The organism is Ktedonosporobacter rubrisoli, assembly GCF_004208415.1.
Classification (GTDB): domain Bacteria; phylum Chloroflexota; class Ktedonobacteria; order Ktedonobacterales; family Ktedonobacteraceae; genus Ktedonosporobacter; species Ktedonosporobacter rubrisoli.
In genome coordinates this window covers 11114284-11132096 of record NZ_CP035758.1, presented here as the reverse complement: position 1 = coordinate 11132096, position 17813 = coordinate 11114284, and the positions used below count along the sequence as shown (strand labels likewise).

General features: G+C 52.9%; 13 protein-coding genes. 3 read left to right on the top strand and 10 right to left on the bottom strand.

What is annotated here, in order from left to right; translation table 11 throughout:
• Nucleotide 1: 1 nt before the first annotated feature.
• The 6 genes from EPA93_RS47250 to EPA93_RS47225 all read right to left on the bottom strand — a co-directional run bounded on the left by EPA93_RS47250 (nt 2) and on the right by EPA93_RS47225 (nt 10446).
• Nucleotides 2-283, bottom strand: a complete 282-nt coding sequence (locus EPA93_RS47250) for a hypothetical protein (RefSeq protein ID WP_129894225.1) — start codon at nt 281-283, stop codon at nt 2-4.
• Between the two features lie 31 nt (nt 284-314).
• Nucleotides 315-1118, bottom strand: coding sequence for a hypothetical protein (locus tag EPA93_RS47245; protein ID WP_129894224.1), 804 nt, complete (start codon nt 1116-1118; stop codon nt 315-317).
• 6 nt (nt 1119-1124) lie between these two features.
• Nucleotides 1125-2903, bottom strand: coding sequence for a hypothetical protein (locus tag EPA93_RS47240; RefSeq protein WP_129894223.1), 1779 nt, complete (start codon nt 2901-2903; stop codon nt 1125-1127).
• A gap of 223 nt (nt 2904-3126) precedes the next feature.
• Nucleotides 3127-4227, bottom strand: a complete 1101-nt coding sequence (locus EPA93_RS47235) for a DMT family transporter (RefSeq protein WP_129894222.1) — start codon at nt 4225-4227, stop codon at nt 3127-3129.
• 320 nt (nt 4228-4547) lie between these two features.
• Nucleotides 4548-8555 carry a DUF6788 family protein gene (locus EPA93_RS47230; RefSeq protein ID WP_129894221.1) on the bottom strand — a complete coding sequence of 1336 codons (4008 nt, stop codon included), beginning with the start codon at nt 8553-8555 and terminating at the stop codon, nt 4548-4550.
• A gap of 532 nt (nt 8556-9087) precedes the next feature.
• Nucleotides 9088-10446 (bottom strand): ISKra4 family transposase, encoded by a 1359-nt coding sequence (locus tag EPA93_RS47225; RefSeq protein WP_129885608.1) that lies wholly within the window; start codon nt 10444-10446, stop codon nt 9088-9090.
• A gap of 171 nt (nt 10447-10617) precedes the next feature.
• On the opposite strand from EPA93_RS47225, the gene EPA93_RS47220 reads away from it, so the two are divergent.
• A complete protein-coding gene (locus EPA93_RS47220) occupies nt 10618-10989 on the top strand; it encodes a glyoxalase superfamily protein (protein WP_129894866.1) in 372 nt (123 codons plus the stop codon).
• A gap of 197 nt (nt 10990-11186) precedes the next feature.
• Here the strand turns inward: EPA93_RS47220 and EPA93_RS47215 are convergent, their stop codons facing one another.
• From EPA93_RS47215 to EPA93_RS47205, 3 genes are all read right to left on the bottom strand, one after another.
• Nucleotides 11187-12011, bottom strand: a complete 825-nt coding sequence (locus EPA93_RS47215) for a heavy metal-binding domain-containing protein (protein ID WP_207229385.1) — start codon at nt 12009-12011, stop codon at nt 11187-11189.
• A gap of 43 nt (nt 12012-12054) precedes the next feature.
• Nucleotides 12055-13038, bottom strand: coding sequence for a heavy metal-binding domain-containing protein (locus tag EPA93_RS47210; RefSeq protein WP_165423869.1), 984 nt, complete (start codon nt 13036-13038; stop codon nt 12055-12057).
• A gap of 69 nt (nt 13039-13107) precedes the next feature.
• Nucleotides 13108-13503, bottom strand: a complete 396-nt coding sequence (locus EPA93_RS47205; RefSeq protein WP_129894219.1) for a hypothetical protein — start codon at nt 13501-13503, stop codon at nt 13108-13110.
• A gap of 215 nt (nt 13504-13718) precedes the next feature.
• On the opposite strand from EPA93_RS47205, the gene EPA93_RS47200 reads away from it, so the two are divergent.
• Both EPA93_RS47200 and EPA93_RS47195 read left to right on the top strand, forming a co-directional pair.
• The gene (locus tag EPA93_RS47200; RefSeq protein ID WP_129894218.1) at nt 13719-14474 is read left to right on the top strand and encodes a PspA/IM30 family protein; all 756 of its coding nucleotides are present in this window, start codon (nt 13719-13721) and stop codon (nt 14472-14474) included.
• A gap of 531 nt (nt 14475-15005) precedes the next feature.
• Nucleotides 15006-16667: an FAD-dependent oxidoreductase gene (locus tag EPA93_RS47195; RefSeq protein WP_129894217.1), complete on the top strand. Its 1662-nt coding sequence runs from the start codon at nt 15006-15008 to the stop codon at nt 16665-16667.
• 85 nt (nt 16668-16752) lie between these two features.
• On the opposite strand, the gene EPA93_RS47190 is transcribed toward EPA93_RS47195, so the two are convergent.
• The gene (locus EPA93_RS47190; protein WP_129894216.1) at nt 16753-17625 is read right to left on the bottom strand and encodes a class I SAM-dependent methyltransferase; all 873 of its coding nucleotides are present in this window, start codon (nt 17623-17625) and stop codon (nt 16753-16755) included.
• Nucleotides 17626-17813: the final 188 nt, after the last annotated feature.

The window sequence follows — 17813 nt, the reverse complement described above, 5'->3', positions numbered from 1 at the left end:
ATTACTGCCCCCATAGAATAACTAGAGCCGTCGAGAGTAGCACCAGGCCTAGCAGCGGGAACAGAATGCGCGGGCCTTGCACTGCCCAGAAACGGGGAAGCTGCGGCAGAACCTGGAATAGGAAACGCCAGGCCCAGGGAGGAAAACCTCCTGCAAGCCAGTAGAGAACTCCACCGCTTATTGGCAAAGCAGCATAGGCCGCAATTCTAGTCCAGCGATTGGCATTATAGGCATTTCTCAACTGTTCTATCATAATCAACCATCCGACCGCTTTATTGTTCACCTTCGCAGTATACCTGCTGCATGAGAAAACTTCATGTTTGCATCGAGCTACTTGCCTGCGTTGCAGAGAACGAGGCTATATTCACAATCGTCGTTGCACGGACCAGGACGCGTATGCCAACCTGGCCAGTAGTTAAGGCTGTATCCATCGTCACTAGCGTCCAATTCTGAGGCTCAGTTGTCCCGGCTGGCCAGACTCTAACATAGAGTGCAGCCCCCACGGCCCGAAAGCGGAGCATATAGGCCACATTATTGCTCGCCTGGAAGGGCACGCTTTCAAGTTGCTGAATGACTCCTTGCACGCTTCTGATCACTGTCAGATGGGTACCATCAATGTACGCTTTATACCAGTTATTCGCATTTGTCCAGCGCAGTACTATCCCCAGGTTCACCTCGCCATCGAAGTGATTTACGGTGCCATTCACGAGCACATCTTCATTGTTAGTAGCAGATCCCAGCACTGCGTTAAATGTACCCTGCCCATGAGCGATCAGCCCACCCATGCCCTTGACTGAGAAAATGTGCGGAAAAGTATTGGCGTCGCCATTCCAGGCCCGACCATCCGATGCGGTCCCCCAGAGAGACTGGTCCGCACGCTTAAACGTGTCCTGAGCCAGAACCATCGTCGAAGTCGTCGCGACCATAGTATCTTTGGGGGATTGCGTGGCGGCAGGTGGAGATGAATGCCCCACCTGCGGCGTCTTAGCATTTCCTGTCGAGCGCTGCATCATAGGCAAAGTGAGCATCCTTTCTATTGATCCGGCGAAGATACCTGCGACTAAGCCCGATACTACTAGTATGATGAGTAAGGTAAAGGCAAGCAGTTGCCTGTTCATAGAGTCTCACCTCTTTTGAGCGGATTGCAGAGCGGTAGCATGCCGCATATCCGGGATCATCTGGATATGTGACTTTCCGGCTACATAGGGTAGTATATCTAGTGTTGCCAGTTGCTGCATCTGCGTGTGAATCCAGGTTTCTCCTCCACGTACCTTACCAGTTGCTGGATCGACCTGACCGACAAAAGCATGAGTAGCATTATCAAGCATGTCATTGAGCAGGGATAGGGTTCCTGGCTGCCGCAACTGATCGTCACTCATCTTGACGAGTAATTGGGCATCATGGCGAACTTGCGTTAACCAGGCTTTGACATTATCTAGCACGCTCACAATATCACCTGCCTGCTTATGCAAAGTGGCAGTCGCGCCAGGTGATTGAAGCAAACCGTTGAGATGCGAAACGATATGATCCATATAAGAAGGTGGGTCCTGGGTAGGACCGGCCACCTCAAGCAGCCCAATACTGGCCAGGCGCGCATTTACCAGTACAGGAGTGCCCGGCGGTACATCCTGAGCAACAAACGAAAGTCCATCCAGATAATCTAAAATTCGCACCGCCATGCGTCGAACATACTCCACATCCTTGCTATCCTCCCAGGGTCCACGGGTGCTGCTCGACCATTCCAACACTTTGCTGGTATTCTGATAAAACCAGTTATTGAGCCCTCCCGGCAACTCAAGTTGATCAAGCGTCGGGTCAGCGGCCAGCAGGTGGCGCAAATGATCAAGATAGCTATAGTGGTTTACGTTATCGGGGATATTAATTGGGTTCTGCGAAAACTCTCCATAATAGCGCCAGGTGCTCTGATCGGGGGAAGGCGCAACTGGCGGCACCTGAGCATCTTCTTCGGTAAGCAGAAAACGACTGGCTATCTGAAGAAGGTTTGTATGCTGTTTATCCCCTTTATACAGGGCGCGAATATGCCCCCCATTGACGCTTACCGGACCCAGAGCAATTACGCGCGTATCCGCCTGGTTGTTATCGCTCAGGAGCCAGGCATAATAGCTCTTCTGGGATGCAGGCGCAGGGATATTATTAAGCTCAATCAGAACTTGATCGTCAATTCCCTGGCTGCTATTCTCGCTCACCTGTTCGCTGCTCAAAAATGCTATATGGCCAACTGCTTGCGCTGGAGCCGCCGCCATATCCGGGAGCGTGTGAAATAGCATGAGCGAAGAGCCAAGGCCGGCAATAGCCAGGGCCAGGATGAGCAGTACAACCAGAGCCAGCGGGAAACGAGCTATAGGACCGCGTGCTGCTTGCGATGGGGCCAACGGCGGCAAGGTTGGCGGTGTCAATGGTGGCAAAGTCGGCGGTGTCAGCTGAGCCGTCCTTTTAGGCGATGATACAGATCTCATCTCTGGCACTGGTATCTCTACTTCGCTCACTAGCGGAACCGTTTTTCTGGGGCTGAAAGCCGCAGGTTGCGATGCTTGTTCCGCGGCTGGTGCGCGGCTCAACACGTGCTGGCGAGCAAGGGGGCCGCTGGCAAGCGCCTGGACCAGCGCCTCCATGGAGGCATACGCGGGAAAACCATTGCGGTTTGCCATGCGAGTCACACGCCCGCCTCCAGGGATGACAAATATAATAGTCAGGTCACGCTGCCGCTTCACATGCTTTAGCTCGACAAACTCCTCAGGACGCTGAAAGAGCCTCGCCTGATCAGCTAGCATAATTACCACAGGTTTTTTCTGATCGACGATAGCTTGTAGAAGCGAGGTTTTGTCGTCGTCTGGCTCGACATAGAGAATGCAAAAATCGCCATTATCGTTGCGCTTCATCATTCCCTCATTTCTGCTGGTTCGATAGTGCTCGGTATAAAATCAATTGACCTGTCTGGCACTCGCTGCGTACTGTATAGGCGTGGAGAGACAGGTACAGGCCTCACTTCTCGCTCCGCGCTGAGGCTACTAAACCGTGGTGCCAGGAAAATAAGCGCCCGATAAATTCCTAGAAACCCCAATGCTGCCAGCGCGCACCAGGCCAGGAGCCAGGACGCGGCCTGAGCTACAAGCAAAAATATCTCCATCCCATAGCCCTGCTGCACATAGAAAGTGGTCTGGGGGCCAGGTGATATAGCTCACTCCACGCTTGAGGTGGGAAGCCTCCCAGGCGATACACAATAAAAGCTCCGACCCCCATATAGAGCAGGGGATAAACCAGCATGGCGATCTGCGAAGTACGTACGCGCCGACCGAGGCGAAGGATCTGCCGATGCAAGGTCTGATCGTGCTTCTCTTGAGATTGCTCGGCCATTCCCCAGGTATGGATAACAGCCCCGATTACTACCAGGGCACCGCCCAAATAGCCACTTAGCGGCAAGACCTCATGCAAATAGAAATTGGCAACAATTGCCCCAAGAACCGGCTCAAGGATATAGATAAAGGAGACGGTAATCGGCGGGATATAGCGCTGTAACAGCACAGTTATCAGGGTGGGCAGGCAAATGGTTCCTAATCCCATATAGAGAATCACCCAGATATCGCGGGGCATCTGGGGCTGGAAGGTCTGCCAATCGCCAAAGAGCAGGACAATCACGTTGGCCAGAACTGCCATCGTCAGCAGTTGAATACCAAACAAGGGCCAGTATGCAGTCTTGCCTTTCTGCTCATGATCAGCCAGGAATACATAAAAGGTACAAACCAAGCCGCCGAGAAAAGCGATAATCGCGCCTCGGATGCCTCCTATAGATGAGCTTGTAATCAAGAGAAGCGCCCCGACAAAGGAGACAGCGCCAGCAAGCCAGGTAGCCCGTGCAATCGGCTGGCGCAAAAAGATCCAGAGACATATGGCTGCCAGGAAGCCGTTTAGCGAAGGGAAAAAGGCTGTGCTGGTTGCAGTATTGTACTTAAGGGCAATATAGATGATGAATAGTCCAAGGCATTGACAGGTTCCCAGTACAATACCGCTCTTTACCACACTTTTTGTAATCCCCCTCCAGGATAACGCAATGATACAGAGGGCAACCGGGACCAGAGCCATCATCACAAAGAAAGTAAAGACCACCGGCTCTATTCGGCCCAGGGCTTCCCGCGAGACCGAGTAAGAGGTGGCAAAAAGAAACGCATTAAACAAAAATGCCAGGCCGGCTATGAATTTCAGCTTCATATGTTACCCACCTTGATAGCTGAGGCAAGCTGGATATTCCAGCATTGGACTGTAAGCCTACCAGCAGTATACTCAATCAAGCCGGCTTAGCAGGTGGTTTTTAATGCATATCACGAGTTCGCTATCACGGGTGGTCCCAGCAAAGACATCCTCCACTGACACGGGATAACTGGTCTAAGGAAGGTAGACGTCGCGTTTTTTATGGACGCCTATAACGAACTCGCCTGACCTTTACAGGATGACCGCTCCCATTTGGTGCAAGGAAAGCGTCCTGAGAGCGCGTCTTTGCGGTTGAGCACTTTGTAAGATACACCTTTGCTTCAGTGCTCATTCGCCAGTTCATTGAGGAGATTTTTTGCTTGAGCTTCTATGGCTTTCAGATGGCAGTGCCGCGCGTCTTTGCTTACCAGATTGAGTTCTTTGCGCGCGCGCTCTTTATCTCCGGTTAGCGATGATACTTGAGCCAGCACTAATTGCCCTCTAATTCTGGTTTCAGCGCCCAATCTCGTCAAGGCGAGAGCGCGTCGCGCGTCTATACAGGCGAGATGGAGTAAGCGCTTATGCCCGCTACTAAATTTACCCACAGCCAGGGATTGGGCTATGCGCAGATTGCCAAGGGCGACGAGCGCGCCGCCTATACATGGATGGTTATTTATGGCCCGCCCAATACGCAAGGCTCGCCTGACGCAAACCGCCGCCTCATCTAACCTTCCCTGCTCTTGAAATACTGTAGCTAATCCCACGTTCCACAGGCTGATATACTCACGGTCATTGATCTGCTCAGCCTGAGCAATGGCGCGCTTATAGAGATCTTCTGCCTCTTTATACTCTTTAGAGCAGGCGGCAAGCTCACCAAGATTGCTAGCCACAACGGCAATCAAAGGATCTTCACCAATTCGTTCGGCAAGATTGAGGGATCGCCGCAGCGAGGCCTGGGCCTCCTGGTATTCAGCTTTCTTAAGATAGACATGACCCAGGTCGCAAGAGATGTGGGCAATGCGGCGCTTGTTATCACACTGTTCAAAGATTGCCAGCGCCGTATTTAGATATTCCAGGGCCTCATTTAAGCGCCCCTCATATAGGGCCAGACCGGCCAGGAGTTTATAGGCCAATCCTAGATCAACCGGATCGCCCTGCAGGGAGCGCTGAATACGTGTTCCTTGTGCTACAGCAGTAGGAGAACCTAAAGTGCCGGTCACAGGTTTCTGTACCTCTTCAAATAACGCGATAGCCTGTTGCCCCAGTTCCCAGGCTTCTTGATAGAGCCCTTCATACCAGTAGAGGTGCCCCCGCTGATAGAGCAAGCGAGCCCAGGCTGGCCCGGTAACCACCCCGGCATCGCGTAACACCTGCTCTCCCTGTTTACAACATACTCTGGCCTGTTCGCTATCGCCAGTGTAGCGCCAGGTCCAAGCAATTTCGCTCCACAATAGAGCCTGGATTTCCGCTTCACGCACCGGCGAGGTAACACGCTCAATAAGATATTGCGCATTGCCTTTACGCAATTCCAGCAGGCGCTCGTATAAATGACGAGCCTCTGTAAAGCTCCCACGAATCATTGTGCACTCAGCCAGGCGCTCTAATAGATAAATACGATGCTTCGGCTCTTCATCCCTGCCAACAAGTTCCAACTGTTCCAGGGCCAGTTTATAGTAGCGCACGGCCTCGGCATAGCCGGCGGTCGTTCCCACCTCGGCATAGCCGGAGAGCGCATACGCGCGATCCCCGGCTATCTCAGCATAGTGTGCAATCTCTGCGGGCTCGGCTCCGCTCTTTACAAGATGATGCGTGATAGTAGCGGCAACTTCTTCGGTGCGACCCCGATGCATACGCTGCAGCATCTCGGCAGCCCGTTTATGCAGCCTTGCCCTTCTGGTCGCAGAGACCTGTTCATATAAATAGCTTACCATGAGAGGATGCCAGAAATGATAGGAGTATTGCGTCCCGCTGCCTTCTTCTGCCAGCACCCGCGATTGTAGAGCTTCCTCAATAAGACTAAGCACAGTATCCTCATCGGCCTCCATACTTGTACTCTCCATCGCATAGATCTCGGGAAACTGGAAAGAACCGCCAAGGATTGCCGCATTGCATAAAAGTTTCTGGCAGGAATTGCTTAGCTTACTCATGCGATGCTCCAGGGCTCCTGCCACAGTCTGGGGCAAGCTAGGAGGCGGGGTAGAAGCCATTTCTTCGGCAAAAAATGGATTACCAGCCGCCTGTTTCTGGATATGCTGCACGACCGGGGCGGGCAAATGCCCCACCAACTTACCAATCTGCTCGCTTGTAAGCGGCTCAAGCTCCAAGGACCTTATCGTATGTTCACGCTGCATATGGGCAATCAGCTCAAGCAATGGATGCTGGGGATGGACAGGGAGCTCTGTCTCGCGACACGTCGCTAATAGCACAATAGGCAAACCATAGAGATGACGGGCTAAATACCCCATAAGATCACAGCTAGCGTTATCGGCCCATTGGATATCATCAAGCACAATCAATAAGGGTGCGCTTCCGCTGATGCGTGCCAGCAGATCCAGAGTTGCTTCCTGCAAATGAAGCTGCTCTTGCTGAACATGCAAAGTTCTTCGACCATGCTCCTGTACTCCGACACCCACCAGATCTTCATCACCGCCACTTGCCAAACGCCTGGCCGAGGATAGCGGCGCTAATTCCGGGAGCAAGGCGGCCAGAGGTCGCAGCTGTGCTTCTTGTAACGGCTCTGCAGGCCCGGAGGAAGGTAGCCCTGATAGCAAGCCAGTCCCTACATTTGAATTAAGCAATCTACGCAATATGTTGGTCCACAAACGATAAGGAATACCGCTTTCCTGCTCAAAGGCCCGCCCCCAGACTACTGTCCAGCCCTGTAACTGCACCTCACGGCTTATCTCTTCGGCCAGCCTTGTTTTGCCTATGCCCGCTTCGCCCTTCAAGACAATACACTGAGGGCGCCTTTGGGTATCCAGAGGCAGCCCACCTGTGCGCCTGAGACCTATAGATGGAGTCCATGCTCCTTGCTCAATAGCCTGTAGCAATAGGTGTAAGGCTTCCATTTCCCGTTCGCGTCCAATCAGCGGGCTCTGGGGATGGCGCCCGGTAGGCATCGTTATCTTCTCAGCAGGCTCAACAATGAGCTCAGTTCTATTGATCTGATGCAACGGTACCGGGCGTAACTCAGCAACCGCCTCCCGCTTTCCTTTTAGCTGCTCAATACCGCTGCTCGTTTGCTTGCCGGGTCCCCACACATGCAGCAAACCGTTGATATTATCGCCCTGGCGCACAGCTTCATACAGGGCCCTGGTTTCCTCTGAAGGTTGCGCATGATAGTCTCGACGCAAGATATCCTCTAGCCGATGATAGGCGCGCAAGGCCTCGCCCCGGCGTTTTAGCTGGGCTAGCACGATCATCAGGCGTTGTACAGCTGCCTCATTGGCGCCATCGCTGGCCAGAAGCCGATCAAGGAGCTCCATTGCCTCCATCATCTCGTTTCGCAACAAATATACATCGGCCAGGTCCAGCAATAGCCCGGCCCAGCTGCGCCGTAAAGATTGGCGCCTGGCCAGCACCCAGTTGGATTGACGCTCTTCGGGCAAAAAATCCCCTCTATAGAGTGTTACAGCATTCTTCAATAGCTGCTCGCGCGTGCTGTCGCCAAAGCCTTCATGCACACCACCGGCACTATTTTCGCGACTCTTCCCTCTACGCGCTTCAACTAGCAAGGCCTCAAAAGCGTCAGCGTCTACCCAGAGACGAGATTGATCGGCTAAGACAAGCCACTCTCCCTCTGTATGCAACAGCACTTCCTGAATCTGGCCGCTACGCTGGTGGCCTAATATCTGGCGCAGGCGATGTACCAGGCGGTGCAGATTACTCATCGCCACTCTGGTATCCACGGAGCCTCCAGGGCGCAAGGTCTCAATTATCTGTTGGCGACTGAGCTTACGCTCGGGGCTGGTCAAGAGATAACCCAGCAGGCTACGCACCTGGGACTGTTTCCATGCGATATCAGTGACAGGCTGCCATACAGCTAACTCATGCCCACTGCGCCGCTCAAGGCGAAATTGGCCAAGGGTATAAATACGCAAGGAAGTTGTCTCAAGTTCAGGGGTCAGGCCAGGAGCTGCAGTCGGCGCTAAAGTGGATGAGGCGGGAGAAGCAATCGAGGCTTGTACTTCGGGAGGCAGATGCTTGCCAATATAAGTACGCGTGGTATGCCCGTTCACAGTTTGATAAGCATACCAGTACGGGCCATGACCGATGCCTTCGCGGCACTTGCGACAACGCTCTTTACCACAATAGCTAACCTGTTGATGGTAGGTGATTCTGCCGTTCATGACCGTTCCTTTCTGGATATCCCTTGCGTCCAGGCGTGGGAGGGAAGAACGCCTTCGCAGAGGAAATGCCCCTAACGGGGGAGCGCTAGAAACGCGGTTCGTCGCCCTGGCAATCTCCTATGAGAGCCATTCCCGCGCAAAAGTTAGCTGCTCTTCGGCAAGTTCATCAATTGTTGTGTTTGCTGTGTTTCGAGTGCTTATATGCAAAACTGGCCTGGGCTCACTCAGGCAACCTGTAAAACGCGTTATAAGATTAGAGCTATTATATCCTGTACGTCAACAGATAAATATACCATATATTTTTCGAATCATCTAATAGTTATTTTAAGGCGAAGCATGAAATTATAACATCTGAATTTTTGGCTTAGCCATGGAGCAATATGACCTTTTTTATGGTCTCATGCTCTCTGCCAGCTTCAAGCGTATCTCTGACCTTACGCAGTTTTCCTTTGCAGGAATATTCATAAAAACAAGGGCTATTTATGACCGCCTTAATGCGGTTCTACCCAAAACCTGGGGCCACCTCAACCATTTAGGGGAAGACCCGAGTAGAGGCAGGCATCGACCAATCGTGATTGAGCAGGTCGACCCGTAACGCCACCACGGCGGTGGCATTGCGGCGCAACCAGCGCATGCCACGCCGCTTCATCCGCCGATTGATTACCAGCGCCACCGCTCGCTCGATGATGCCACTGCCCACCGGATAGCCTTGGTGCTTCCAGTATTCATACGACCCAATCCACTCTCGCTGCCTGTCCAGATACGTGATCGCTTGCCGCAGAGCGGTCAGCCGATGAGAATGCGGTCCAGCCAACTCGCTTCGCCACTGCTTGAGCACCTCTTGAGCCCGTTCCACCTCGCCTTTCCACAGCCATGTTTCCAACTGGTTCACCACGCGTGCGTGCTCGTGTTGGCTGTGTTGGGTCAGCATTCCGACAAGGTTGGCCGCTGTGCGCACCGTTCGCCACAGATGCGGCCAGTCCAAAATGCACTGGGCATCGGGAAAGTGCATCGTTGCTTCTTTTTTGATCCAATGAGCTCCATCTGCCACCACAATGGTCCGATGATGGTGCAACCCGAGGGCTTCTTTCGCATACGCCGCTTGCTCGCCTATGGCGCGAGCATCTGCAAAAGTGGCGACGTACCGACGCCTTTTCCAACGGCTCCGCTGCCTTGCAGGGTGATGATGCTGCTCCATATACCGGTTCAGTTCGATCCAGGTCATCGATCCGTTGGGCTGCTCTGGCTCTTTCCCCCAGACCTGTCCACTGGCAATCACTCCGATTTTTCCTTCCATGCCCCCTCGTTTTTCTCTATTGCACACCCATCCCCCATCCAACCCAATCACACAGCGCTCATCGGCTGGGGCTGGCTGACTGGACGCAGATTGGGGGGACGAGGAGGCCGTGTGTTCGGCCTGACGGTGAGCCGCTGCCTTGCCTTCTGCATTCGTGAGCAAACGGATGGCTTCGGCACTGATCTGGGCTCCCGTCAGCCGCTTGAGACAACCAGCGGCCTGCCGATAGGGCCAGGAGGCTCCTGCCATCATCGCCGCCTCACGTAAGGGTTCGGTCACACGGCTCAGATGGACATGCGAAAGCAGCCCATTGGACGGACAGCATCGTTGCCCGCACTGCTGGCAGCGAAACCGACGACGAGCCAGATACACCGGACCGAAGAGGGTCTGGATGTTTCTGCCTACGGTGCCTTCCGTGCGTACCTGCGTGCTCCCACATGCCCGGCAGGATCGATGAGCCTGTTCCCACTGCCCAACCACTTCTTTGAGGGCCTGGCGCATCCAGCGATGGCCTGCTTCTTTGACCTGTTCTTCCATTTGCGTTAGGCTTGCGTTTGCATTCACGTCCAACGTGAGCGATACTTGTATCTGCATGAGAGGTTCCTTTCGGTGACAAGATTGGGTTTTGGTTTATCCTATCACCGCTGGGAATCTCTCTTGTCTAGCCCCGGGTTTTGGGTACGACCCCTTAATGCCTATACTAGTAAGTAGAAGAACCGTTAAACGCAAGAGCATACGAGGAAAGGGCGGGGCATTATGAAGATGATCCAGATGAAAATTGAACTGATTATTGTTCCAGTCTCAGATGTTGAGCGGGCAAAGGCTTTTTATACCGAGAAGATTGGTTTTCATGCCGATCATGATCATGTGGTTAGCGAAGACATACGCTTTGTTCAGCTAACACCTCCGGGTTCAGCCTGCTCTATTGCTATCGGCAAGGGTCTCACTGAGAAGAAGCCCGGATCGCTCTCTGCTATCCTTATGGTCGTCGAGGATATAAAAGCTGCTCGTGAAGAACTGCTCAAACGAGGTGTGGAGATCAGTGAGATCGATGTACAGCCCTGGGCAGACTTTGCCTACTTTCGTGATCCCGATGGCAATAGCTGGTCACTGCAGGAACTGCCCAAGCGGGCATAGCTTCCACGAGGGTACAGGGCTGGTTGCTCACCTACCAATAAAGGAGAGGCGCTTGGGCGCCTCTCCCCGATCTTATTCCTGACAAATCCACTTATATTACTTCCTGCCTGCCTTAACGTTTCTCAGGAGGAATTCCCCTCCTCAAAAATTCCTTAACAGCTTGTTAGCCACCGACTCGATCCTTGTGAAGACAGCTATCAGTCATTGAGCAGTAAGGAAAGGGAAGGGGGCGAGATCTGATGCTCTTCAGAAATGCTAATTACTGCAGTGCCAACAGCAAAAAACTCAATAACGTGCGAACCCCAGCCATGGCTGTGCTCAACAATCTGCGCGCCAACGACGCCCTGAGCATTCAGGCCCAGCGCCTCAGACTGCATACGCTCCATTGCCAGTTCGCGAGCATCATATAAGGCCTGGGTATAATTAGTCATCTCAACGTTTCGCCCCACCTGATTAAACCACTGTCCAAGGCCCTGGTGAGAAACGTGATAGACGCAATTCCCCATAACCATGCCCACGGGCCTGTAGCCAGCGCGCAGCAGCGTCCAGAAATCCTGCCCGGAGAGATCCGAGGTAAAGGGCATGCCGTGTGCATTGCGGAAAGCTTTTCCATTGCGCGCCCGAATTGCGGTCCCGATTGCGACAAATTCGGCAAGGGCCTCACCCCACTCGTGGCGCGTAACTTCCAGGCGCACGCCAACAATCCCATCCGCGCCAAGCTCGTTGGCCTCCTCTTCCATGCGCGTCATCGCCAGTTCACGGGCATGATACATCGCCTGAGTCAGCACGCCCATCTCCTGATTCTGGCTCCAGTTGGCCCGCTGATATCCAATATGATAGATCGAGCTTCCAACCACTAATCCTACTGGGTCAAAGCCAGCTTCGCGTACCAGTAAGAATTCATTGACGCTCAAGTCACTTGTAAAAAGCCCGCGATGCTGAGCATCACTACGCATGCTCACAAGCCGCTCATGAGCATGGACCGGCAAATCATTTCCCTGTGGAGGCACCTGTTGAGACATGGGTCAATAACTCCTTAGATTATTTATAGCGAGATGAAGCTAATCATTCTTCATTAAAGGTCAGTTCGCGATTCTGCCCATAATAGCCAGGACGCAAATCAGTCAAGGTCAGGGTCGGTTTGAGAGATGGGATGTGATGCTCCTTTTTCCTGGCCACAATCGCGGTTCCCGTGACCGCAAAATGCATGAACAAATCAAGGTATTTGGCGGAGGGATTATCGGTCTCATATTCGATAACGTTTCGCTCATTCTCAATATGCATCCCTACGATCCCCACGGCTTGTAAGTTCTTGCCCATCGCATCGGCTCGCGTCATAGCGAGATGGCGCGCTGTATAAACTGCCTGGGCAAAAGGCACAATTTCCTGGTTCACACCACCCACTCCCCACCAGCCTTTCAGCTGCTGGGTCATTCTGCTACCCAGTGAAACATAATACGAGCAATAGCCAGTCACAACGCCAGTCGGATAATAGCCAGCCTGCAGCAGTGTCCAGAACTCCTGGCCGGAGAGATCGCTAATAAAAGGCTGCGCGCCAAGGGGAGATTGCGGAAGCCTTATAGCGGTCCCAATGGCCGTATATTCTAATAAATGGCTCCCCCACTCATAGCGACGCTGAGTAAAACGCACGCCAATAACGCCATGAGCTCTAAGCAAGGCTGCTTCTTGCTGTAATCTGCCCAGCGCCAGTTGAGCTGCATGCTGATGCGCTTGCGACAAGGTGATCAACTCATTCGCGCTCGTATTCCAGGTATATCTGCGGGCGTACTGCCAGCCTACATGGTAGATAGAACTGCCCATTACCTGGCTGAGAGGCTGATATCCAAGTTGACGCGTGAGCAGAAACTCGTTAGTGCTGAGATCGCTCGTGAAGAGGGGATGGCCTGCGCTCATCTCTTCGTTCAGGCGTACCCTGGCCTTGAGGGGCAGTCCGCCAGCTTCTAATGCTTGACGGCTCTCTTCAGCTTCCCGCTGCTCCTCAAGGCGCCGTTGTTTTTCCTCTGGAGAAGGCCGCTTCCACAAAGGCATATACAATCTCCTTAGCATTGAAAACACAGCCGGCTCGACGGTCTGCTATGCAGCATGGTAACCTGGCTTTTATAATAAGAAGCGCTCCAGGGCCACACGCGCCTGCGTACTGCGCATGGCTTCCTCGGCCAGTCCAGCCGCTAGTTCTTCGATCCATTGCTCCATTGGTATCTGATCAGTTTTGAGCACAATACCACGAACCACTTTAGCACGGGTAGTCATCAGCGGCCCTTGCCGCTCCTTTGCAATGCGATACTGATTATCACCAAGGGTAATCAGTATCTCTCTCACTGGATGTTCGCGCGAAAATAGACTGCTGTGGCGTATCACAGCAGTTTGATTGGGGAGCGAACCCTCCAGCTTGACGGCCAGCGCCTCTAGAAAAGCCTTGAGATCGGTACTATTAGCACGCAGCGATGCGGCAAGCACCTCTACTTGTAATGGCTCACTTAACTCATCGTGCATGCGCTCTCTCCTTCCTTAGCATAAACGAGGCGTGTAGCACTTTTCAGCGTTTTGGAGCATAGCGCTCTTTTCCTCATGTTTTGATCTTATCTATTTGATAGTTTATGTGCTATCACGTCTATGTTATCATAAACGCAAGGAGACTTCGACGGTAAAATGGAACTGCGTAACCACCTTGGAAATTTATGCCGCAGTACTGAAGAGGAGCAAGGACCATGGGCTTTTTCTCGCGTCTTACCAACTTCTTCCGTATCCGGGCTAATGCAGCCCTGGATAAAGCTGAAGATCCCGGACAGGTGATGGACTATTCATACCAAAAACAGCTCGAACAATTGCAACACTTACGGCGCGCTATCGCTGATGTCGTGACGAATGAGAAACGTCTGGAGATCCAGTCCGAGCAGATTCAGCAGCAGGTCAATCGGCTTAGTCAGCAGGCCTTGCAAGCGCTTCAGGCTAAGCGGGAAGATCTGGCCCGCCTGGCTCTACAGAAAAAAGAGACGCTACAAACTCAGATCGATGGCTATCAGCAGCAGATTGATCAGTTAGTAGCGCAAAAAGAGCGCTTACTAGATATGGAACGAACTATTGCGGCTCGCGTTGAGACCTTCCGAACGCAGAAGGAGATGGTCAAAGCGCAGTATAGTGCGGCTCAGGCCCAGGTGAAAATTAATGAGTCTGTCACTGGTATCTCTGAAGAGATGTCGGAGATGAATCTGGCTATGCAGCGGGCACAGGATAAAGTGCTCTCGATGCAGGCTCGGGCCAATGCGATGGAAGCGCTAATTGAGCAGGGCACGCTTGAGGAGCCCAATCTACTTGGTTCCGGCGATACGTTGGATCGTGAGCTACGCCAGATAGCAGCTCAGCAAAACGTGGATGACCAGTTGGAGGCGATGAAACGACAGCTTCAGTTGGAGGGCCCCAACGCTCAGCAGAAACAAATTGAGGGGCCAGGCGAGACCCGCTAACGTCACATGGCCCTTCCAGAACGCGGCCAATCAGTTCACGCCGGGCGCCATCCCGCAGACTTCTTGCGCGCAAACATGCACCCTGCACTGAAAAGGCAGAGATAGTCTGAAAGGGCAAGCAGCTCACCTTAACAGCTTCAGGGACAGCTTGCTGCGGTTTCTCTCTTGCTCATTTTCGCATTCGATATGAGCGGCAGAATACTATGCTTTTATCAAAGCAAGGCAGCGAGGGCGGTTGCGCGTCCCACCTCCGCGCCTCACGTGCCTCCTTCGCACATAAACAATAATGGCTATAAGAAATTCCATGTCTTTTTGTTCCCCAAACAATCGCAAGGGTGAAAGAAGAGCTTGAGCTGCTGCGAGGAGAAGTTCAACATCTCTTTTTTAGGGACGAAATATAATCTATTTCCACATTTGCATTTTCTCTTTGCGCGCAAAAACCACGCGCGCGGGTGATGCTGTTTCACCCTCCCACACTCTATACTGCTGATCCATGACCACAAAGCATGTTGAGTAAAGATTGGAGCAAGCATGATGAGTGAATATACGACAACTTATGATCAAGAGGTCCCGGTTTTGATTGTGGGTGGTAGCGTTGTGGGTCTCTCCACGGCGCTCTTTCTGGCCTGGCACGGTATTCCTTCTTTGTTAGTTGAGCGGCACGCCACTACCTCAATTCATGGCCGCGCGGGCGGATTTAATGCGCGAACAATGGAGCTGTTTCGTCAGGTAGGGATTGAGGAGGAAATCTTTGCATTGGAGACGCCCCCGGAACAGCTGGGAGAAATGGGACTACGCGTAGAGAGCCTGACAGGAAAAGTGCTTGATACTACAGAGACACGCGCACATCAGCAATTTCAGCAGGAAAACCCTTTTCCCAGCCCTACCAGGATGGCCATGCTCGGTCAGGATAAGCTTGAGCCCATTTTGCGCGCGCACGCATCTACATTGGGCAGCGATATCCGCTTCGGGACCGAGATGCTGTCTTTTAGACAAGATGACGAAGGGGTTAGCGCACAGATCCGCGAGCTGGCAACCGGCAAAGAGTTTCGGGTTCGTGCTCGCTACCTTGTCGCTGCCGATGGCAATCGAAGTGCTATTCGTCGGCAGCTTGACATTCCATCACATGGTTATGGGATATTGGGCGATTGGATCAGTATTCTGTTCCGCACCGATCTGAGCAAAGAACTGGGAGGACGCAAGATTACCCTCTGCTTCGTAAACAATCCAACTGTCGAGGGCATTATGGGATACAGCGGGGTACGCTGGGCCTTACTGGCTAACCTTAAACCTCGCGCGGGAGAACGACCCGACGCTCTCTCGCCTGAGCGCTGCCTTGAACTGGTTCGGGCCGCCATTGGTATTCCTGACCAACCTGTGGAGATTATAAGTACGCTCTACTGGGAGCTGGCTTCGCGCGTGGCCGAGCGCTTTCAGCAGGGACGCGTCTTGCTGGCCGGGGATGCGGCGCATGTGATGACGACGATGGGAGGCTTTGGGGCAAATACAGGAATTGCTGATGCCCACAATCTGGCCTGGAAGCTGGCCACTGTGCTTAAAGGTACAGCGCATCCTGAGCTTCTCACTAGCTATGCAGAAGAGCGTCAGATAGTAGCTAACCTGGCTGTCAGCTTTTCTACCGGCTTATATGCCTATCGTTTACCCAACCATGAGCACCGAGAGGCGATTGCGCAGAGCGCGCAAGAGATGCTAGCACGTGTGCGTAAAGATCCTGATGCGCCAGCCCCAAGCGCGCTTAGCGTGGCCTCTGGTTATCTCTATCGTTCGACGGCGATTATCGCCGAGGGAGAAGACAACGGCGTGCTTTACGAAAATAGGCCATCCAGCCGTCCTGGTACACGTGCGCCGCATATCTGGCTGATGCACAATGCCAAACGGATCTCAATACTTGATCTCTACGGCAAGAACTTCGTCTTGCTCACGGGCGCTGCCGGTATAGACTGGCAAGAGGCTACTAAGAAAGTAAAAAACAAACTGGGCCTTGCTCTTGACGTTTACCAGATCGGGTCGGGCACAGCTTATAGCGACGAGGATGAGCAGTTCCTTACAACTTATGGAATCAATTGTAACGGCGCTGTCCTGGTGCGCCCAGACGGCTTTATTGCCTGGCGTACGCCGCTGGCTACTACCGACAAGCTAGAATCAACGCTCGTCCATATATTGTCCCGTTAGGTCAGAACGTTTTCCAAAAAGAGAGGGCCGATAGATCTCGGCTCTCTTACCCACACAATATGCCAATATGTTACTTTTCTTTAGCTTATTTGATCCCCCAGGCAGTATGCATATTCCAGGTATTATAAAAGTCGCTGCCCTGTATCTCTTCTAACGCTTGCTGGCATAGGCTCTCATATTCGTCTTTCTGGGGTTTACCGCTCCATTTTAAAATGAAGGGACGCAAAGTCTGGAAGGCCCGCTTCATATCCCGATAAAAGGCCTCGCCTGAAGGTTCACCTGCCTGATAGATCATGGGAGAGGTTCTGGTCTGCACGTTTCTGCATCCATGGCGCTGGAGGAGAGGAACCAGGTGAGCCGTCAAACCTGAAGGCACCGCTTCAAAAAGGTGTCCAGCTTCATAGAGAGCCTGGCAGAACAGGGTAGAGAACTGGGTAAGCGCCGGGCAAGCATTGCGTGTATGGCCGGCCTCTGCTTCCGCGTCAGCGACGCGCACGATGCCACCCGAGCGGGTAACGCGCCGCATTTCACTTATCATCTTCGGCCAGTCCCAGGTGCGCATAAAACCAACGCAGCAGCGCAAGTTAACCAGGTCAAAAAAGACAGCGGGAAATTCAAGGATGAGCAGGGCATCCATAACCAGAAACTCGACACGATCATCAACATGCTGGACACGCGCCTGCTCGCGCGCATACTCGATCATGCTAGAGCTGATGTCTACGCCTATAAGCGTCATATGGGGATAGGTCCTGGCCATCTCAATAATCCACTCGCCAGGTCCACAGGCAATGTCGAGCACACGTTGGAAGCGGCTCGGATCTTCTTGCTCTGGCAACAAACCACCCATTTCCCGCGTCATCATCTGGCCCTGAATCGTCAAGCGCTCAAGCTCTTGCAGGCTCTTTCTATCCTGCACATAATAGGTACCGGTAATTTCTTTCTTCGGCTCATTCTGCATACAATAGCTCTCTCTTCTATATTTGCGGGCTCGTCCTGTGCCTCTCTTCCAGCTGCAGATGCATCACTGGCCCGCTTGCTCATTATATAAAAGGGTAAAGTACTTAGCAATGGGTAGCAGGAGGCCTCTGTACCATGCAAGCGCATCTGCATCGCATAACACAGCTTGCTGATCTTGTCGTGCAGTAA

Excerpts from the sequence above, each read along its gene's own strand:
- EPA93_RS47245 (WP_129894224.1), bottom strand. The coding sequence starts at position 1,118 with ATGAACAGGCAACTGCTTGCCTTTACCTTACTCATCATACTAGTAGTA.
- EPA93_RS47240 (WP_129894223.1), bottom strand. The coding sequence starts at position 2,903 with ATGATGAAGCGCAACGATAATGGCGATTTTTGCATTCTCTATGTCGAG.
- EPA93_RS47235 (WP_129894222.1), bottom strand. The coding sequence starts at position 4,227 with ATGAAGCTGAAATTCATAGCCGGCCTGGCATTTTTGTTTAATGCGTTT.
- EPA93_RS47230 (WP_129894221.1), bottom strand. The coding sequence starts at position 8,555 with ATGAACGGCAGAATCACCTACCATCAACAGGTTAGCTATTGTGGTAAA.
- EPA93_RS47225 (WP_129885608.1), bottom strand. The coding sequence starts at position 10,446 with ATGCAGATACAAGTATCGCTCACGTTGGACGTGAATGCAAACGCAAGC.
- EPA93_RS47215 (WP_207229385.1), bottom strand. The coding sequence starts at position 12,011 with ATGTCTCAACAGGTGCCTCCACAGGGAAATGATTTGCCGGTCCATGCT.
- EPA93_RS47210 (WP_165423869.1), bottom strand. The coding sequence starts at position 13,038 with ATGCCTTTGTGGAAGCGGCCTTCTCCAGAGGAAAAACAACGGCGCCTT.
- EPA93_RS47205 (WP_129894219.1), bottom strand. The coding sequence starts at position 13,503 with ATGCACGATGAGTTAAGTGAGCCATTACAAGTAGAGGTGCTTGCCGCA.
- EPA93_RS47200 (WP_129894218.1), top strand. The coding sequence starts at position 13,719 with ATGGGCTTTTTCTCGCGTCTTACCAACTTCTTCCGTATCCGGGCTAAT.
- EPA93_RS47195 (WP_129894217.1), top strand. The coding sequence starts at position 15,006 with ATGATGAGTGAATATACGACAACTTATGATCAAGAGGTCCCGGTTTTG.
- EPA93_RS47190 (WP_129894216.1), bottom strand. The coding sequence starts at position 17,625 with ATGCAGAATGAGCCGAAGAAAGAAATTACCGGTACCTATTATGTGCAG.